This is a genomic window from Oleiphilus sp. HI0079, from assembly GCF_001635105.1.
The window spans coordinates 1-5,115 of record NZ_LWFT01000594.1; the positions used below are offsets into that span (position 1 = coordinate 1).

At 47.8% G+C, this 5,115-nt stretch carries 6 protein-coding genes; all 6 read left to right on the forward strand.

Annotated elements, in window-relative coordinates; all coding sequences use genetic code 11:
* The coding region (locus tag A3750_RS10160) for an SDR family oxidoreductase (protein ID WP_068548231.1) at positions 1 to 633 on the forward strand (633 nt) is incomplete at its 5' end.
* A 15-nt stretch (positions 634 to 648) separates the two neighbouring features.
* Complete coding sequence (locus A3750_RS10165) at positions 649 to 1,431, forward strand: SDR family NAD(P)-dependent oxidoreductase (protein WP_068548232.1); 783 nt, start codon at positions 649 to 651, stop codon at positions 1,429 to 1,431.
* Between the two features lie 199 nt (positions 1,432 to 1,630).
* A complete protein-coding gene (locus tag A3750_RS10170; RefSeq protein ID WP_068548233.1) occupies positions 1,631 to 2,857 on the forward strand; it encodes a trans-acting enoyl reductase family protein in 1,227 nt (408 codons plus the stop codon).
* 253 nt (positions 2,858 to 3,110) lie between these two features.
* A complete protein-coding gene (locus A3750_RS10175; RefSeq protein WP_068548235.1) occupies positions 3,111 to 3,434 on the forward strand; it encodes a hypothetical protein in 324 nt (107 codons plus the stop codon).
* Between the two features lie 255 nt (positions 3,435 to 3,689).
* Positions 3,690 to 4,439, forward strand: coding sequence for an ABC transporter substrate-binding protein (locus tag A3750_RS10180; RefSeq protein WP_068548234.1), 750 nt, complete (start codon positions 3,690 to 3,692; stop codon positions 4,437 to 4,439).
* Positions 4,440 to 4,608: 169 nt separating this feature from the next.
* A partial coding sequence (locus A3750_RS10185; protein ID WP_231871784.1) for a MipA/OmpV family protein occupies positions 4,609 to 5,115 on the forward strand: 507 nt, incomplete at its 3' end.

Sequence of the window (5,115 nt, forward strand, 5' to 3'; positions counted from 1 at the left end):
GACGACTGCCAAGCTGTCGCTGATGCGATTATCGAAGCAGGAGGCGCCGCCGAAGCATGGGCCTGTCATGTTGGTGATATGGATCAGATCAAGCAGACCTTTGAATATATCGCCAATAAGCACGGCAAGTTGGATATTTTGGTCAACAATGCCGCTGCCAACCCTTATTTCGGCCACATTCTCGATACCGACATTGATGCTTACAACAAAACGGTTGATGTGAACATTCGCGGTTATTTCTTTATGTCTACTGAGGCGGGTAAGTTGATGCGAAAGAATGGCGGTGGATCGATCGTCAATACCGCGTCGATCAACGGTTTACAACCAGGCATGATGCAGGGCATCTACTCAATTACGAAAGCGGCGGTTATTAATATGACCAAGGCGTTCGCCAAAGAATGCGCACCATTTAATATTCGCGTCAATGCACTATTGCCGGGCTTAACGAAAACCAAGTTTGCCGGTGCCTTGTTCACCAATGACAGTATGTATAAAGCGGCAATGCAGATGATCCCAATGCATCGCCACGCGGAGCCAGAAGAAATGGCAGGTACTGTATTGTATTTGGTGAGCGATGCCTCGAGCTATACAACGGGTGAGTGCATTGTAGTTGATGGCGGTTTCACGATTTAAGGGCGGACAATACAAATGAGCGATAAATTATTAGATTTTGGCGGTAAGGTTGCACTTATCACAGGAGCGGCAAGTGGATTTGGCGCGGCACTTGCTGTTGCGCTCGCTGAGCGTGGCGCGAAGCTCGTGATTGCCGATTTCAACGCAGATGGACTCGCAGAGACGGTCGATAAGGTTACGGCTATAGGCGCTGAAGTGGTGAGCGCTGTTGGCGACGTATCTTCCGAGGCGCACGCAGAAGAACTTGTTGGTTTGGCCAAGTCGAAGTTTGGTCGGCTGGATATTGCTGTGAACAACGCGGGTATTGCACCAAAGCTCATGCCCTTTACGCAGATTGATGAAAAGACCTTACAACACCAGTTAGATGTGAATCTCAAAGGGGTTGCCTTTGGTATGAAGCATCAAATGCGAATGATGGCAGGGCAGAAGGACGGGAGCATTCTTAATGTCGCTTCGATGGCCGGGCTTGGCGCAACACCAATGGGTGGATCGTATGGCGCGGCAAAACATGCGGTGGTTGGTATGACCAAAACCGCCGCTGTTGAGATGGGTGCAATGAATGTTCGGGTAAACGCGATTTGTCCGTTCTTTACGGCAACACCGATGGTTGATAACCCGCATTTAAACCCAAACAATGATGATAAAGAGCTCAATAAAACCCTAGCTCGCGGTTGCCCTCTGAAGCGTATTGCGCGGGTAGAAGAGATCGTCAATGTCATGGTGATGATGCTATCGCCAGCGAACACGTATATGAACGGTATTGCTGTTCCCGTGGATGGCGGTATGTCGGCGATGTGAATTGGGTGAAATAGCGACAGCGATTGCTTAAGCTGTGATGAAAGCGTGTTCAAATTGCGCACTGATGTGCATGTGAACTCTGCTTTCTCTCAAACGTTCGCTTTGCCTGAGCCGCCCTCGCGACGCTATATAGAATTAAGGCATCAGAGTACTTTTACTCTGCCTCTTTGTTGATAAAGAATAATTGGAGAAAAGCATAATGTCAGATTCACGCGAGTACGACGTGATTATATGGGGTGCTAGTAGCTTTACTGGTCGCTTAGTGGCTGAGTTTTACCTGAACACCTATGGCCTTGATGGCGAACTTAAGTGGGCAATGGCAGGGCGCAACCAAGCAAAGCTTGAAGAGGTTCGCGCAGAGCTGGGTAATACGGATGTGCCTATTTTAATTGGTAACAGCCATGACGCTGCGAGTCTAAAAGAGCTTGTTAGCAAAACGAAAGTTATTTGTACGACCGTTGGGCCTTATGCGCTTTATGGCAGTGAACTGGTTGCAGCTTGTGTTGAAGCCGGTACAGACTATTGTGATCTCGCTGGTGAGACGCAATGGATTCGCCGTATGATCGATCAGCACCATGAGCGTGCTCAAGAAACAGGCGCACGCATCGTGCACTGTTGTGGTTTTGATTCTATTCCTTCCGATATGGGAACCTACTTCATTCAGAAGAAAGCCAAAGAATTAAAAGGCGAATATGCAAAAGCAGTAAAAGTGCGTGTTAAGTCGATGAAGGGTGGCGCGAGCGGCGGTACGATTGCCAGTATAAACAACGTGCTTGCTGAAGTGGCTGAAGATAAAGCGTTGTTCAAATTGCTGAATAACCCTTACACACTGAACCCGCGCGATGCCATGACGGGTGACGATAAACCTGACCTGCGCAGTGTGAAGTTCGATGAGGACGCGGACAGCTTCATGATGCCGTTTATCATGGCCGCGATTAACACGCGTGTTGTACGTCGTAGTCATGCTTTAGCGGGTTTTCCGTACGGGAAAGACTTTACTTACGACGAGACGATGATGACAGGCAAGGGCTTATCTGGTCGGATGAAGGGCTTTGGCGGTTTGCTCGGTTTGGCTGCAATGCTTGGTGGTAAGCCCGGCGGCTTATACAAAAAGCTAACGGCTAAGTTTCTTCCAGCGCCCGGCGAGGGGCCATCTAAGTCAGAGCGTGAGGCGGGCTTTTGGAAATACTTGGTGATCGCAAAAATGCGTGATGGCTCTCTGCTGAAAGGTTTTGTGAGCGGTGATCGTGATCCGGGTTACGGTTCAACATCAAAAATGCTTGGTGAGGCCGCGGCTTGTTTGGCCCTTGATAAAGATAAAACACCAGAGCTGAAAGGCATGCTTACGCCGTCCACTGCATTAGGTGATGCCTTGCTGGAGCGTTTGCAACAAAAAGCGGGTTTGAAATTCGAGGTTCGCTCTTAACAACCTTGTCACGCTAATGAACGCGTAAAACGGGCTGCACCGAAGTATGGTGCGGCCTTTTTTATTTGAGTAGCAGAATCGAGAATGAATGGAGCTCATCCCTAACTCAAGCCTAACTCATACCTAACTTAAGCCTAATTTAAGCGAAACTTAAGCAAAACACCGCTGGAGTTCCGGTAGGATGCAAAACATCAAAGGGAAGTGGTAATTTCAACTCCCTAAATCAATCTATCGATTACAAAGTATGAGCCCTATGTCCGAAGATCCATTAAAAGCACTTTCAGAAATGGCCAGCGAAGCGCACAAGCAAATTCAGGCCAGCCACGAGCATATCAATCCTGTCCTGGAGGTGCGCCGCGGAATGCGGGACTCGGGCATTCCTGCTGACGTGATGACCATTGACTGCTTGCGCACGCGTCGTCGTATTACTCTTATTCTGCACGATCAACAGCCCGGTGTGCTGCTGTATCAGTTTATTACGATGGAAGAAGAGGTCGGTAATGACTTTCAGAACATGGCGTTCTCGGACATGGATAGTCAAAAACTGTTTCAGTGGATAGAAGAGTATTTTGGTTAAGGGTTGAACTCATGTTGCCGGCCGTCTGTGGCGAAGGTAACGTACTTTGGCCGTTTCGTCGAAGATGGACTAACGTAGAAACATAGTCAAAAGTCGTACTCGAAAAAGACCTCTGTTTCTCGGCAAACTAAATGGCGATTGGTCAATCTGAGGGCATTGCTTTGTGCTCAATAGACGCTTAAGGTAAAGAGGCTACTGAATGGCTTTGTACGACTGAGCTAAGCTTAATATTTTTCTAAACGTTAGGTGCTCTTAATGCGCTTTAAAACGTGTGTTGCAATTTTTATCGCACTATTCAGTTTGAATCTGCAAGCTGAAGAAGGCCTGCGTATTGATGTAGCTTTGGGAGAATGGCCGCCCTATCTATCAGAAAGCTTGGAGAATAAAGGAGCCGTTGCTCAGCTAATCACGGATATTTTTGCAGAGGAAGGCATTGCGGTAAATCTCAATTTTTTCCCATGGGGAAGAGCCTATGCAGAAACAGCGAATGGCGCTCAAGACCTGATGGGCGTGTGGATGCACAAGCCGGAACGTGAGGCAGACTTTTATTACAGTGATCCCGTGCTCACCGAAACGTTCGTGTTTTTTCATCTCAAGACATTTTCTTTTCAATGGGAAAGCCTCAGTGACCTTGAAGAACTAACGATTGGCGGCGATATCGGTTACAGCTATGGCTCTGCATTTGATGCCGCGTTGGATGCCGGGAAATTAAAAATTCATCGCGTTGCCACACCCAAGCAAAATTTCGAGAAGCTAATTCGGGGACGAATACAGGTTTATCCTCAAGAACTCAATGTGGGATATGCTGCATTAAGCCAATATTTTTCGGAAAAAGATGTGCAAAAAATTACGCATCATCCGACCGCCTTTCTGAAAAACAAGAGTTACGTATTGTTTCCGAAAAAACTCAAGAGCAGCCCGTCACTACTTGCAACGTTTAATGCGCGATTGAATCAGTTTAAGGAAACCGGGCGTTACGCCGAATACTTTGATCAAGGCGAATAATTTTTGAAGCTTCGCGTTTTTAGTGCATATGTTTAAGCTTAGTGAGAATTGCATGCATAAGGTATAAGGTAAACAGTCCATCTTTGAGCCTTTATGCCGTATTTTCCCTAGCTTGCATTGGTGTCCAAATTTTCCTGGGCAGAAATTTTTTTCTCGGCAATTTTGGTACATGAATCAAATGAAAAAACTGACAGTCCTCTTATTGGCAATGCTCACTCATGGTTTCTTCTTAAACACGGCACTAGCGCAAGGCGGAACATCGGCTTTTGTGCCTCTTCCTTCGGTAGATGACTTCACCAAGGGGGATGACGGCTGGGCCTTAGGGTTGGGCTTGGGTGTTGAATACGAGTCTGCATATGAAGGCTCCGATGAATATGGCTTGGAGGTCGATCCAGCTGGTGCGCTTCAATGGCGTAGCGGAGATCATATATTCTTCTGGGCAGGAGAGGCCCTCGGTTGGCGTGGACTTCTTTCTGACGTGTGGCTGTTCGAAGCTGCTTTAGGCTTTGATGAGGGGCGAGAAGAAGCTGATTCCGATGACGGGCGCTTGGATGGTCTAGGTGATGGAGAAGAAGGTGTCGAACTCGTGCTGCAAGGGCGTCGATCTTTGGATGCTGATTGGCGTTACTGGCTGGATAGCAGGTTGGTCACTGGTGAAAACGGAAGCCTAGGTCTT

What these genes read in the sequence shown, in the direction of transcription:
- A3750_RS10170 (WP_068548233.1), top strand. Translation starts at nt 1,631, where the DNA reads ATGTCAGATTCACGCGAGTACGACGTGATTATATGGGGTGCTAGTAGC.
- A3750_RS10180 (WP_068548234.1), top strand. Translation starts at nt 3,690, where the DNA reads ATGCGCTTTAAAACGTGTGTTGCAATTTTTATCGCACTATTCAGTTTG.
- A3750_RS10165 (WP_068548232.1), top strand. Translation starts at nt 649, where the DNA reads ATGAGCGATAAATTATTAGATTTTGGCGGTAAGGTTGCACTTATCACA.
- A3750_RS10175 (WP_068548235.1), top strand. Translation starts at nt 3,111, where the DNA reads ATGTCCGAAGATCCATTAAAAGCACTTTCAGAAATGGCCAGCGAAGCG.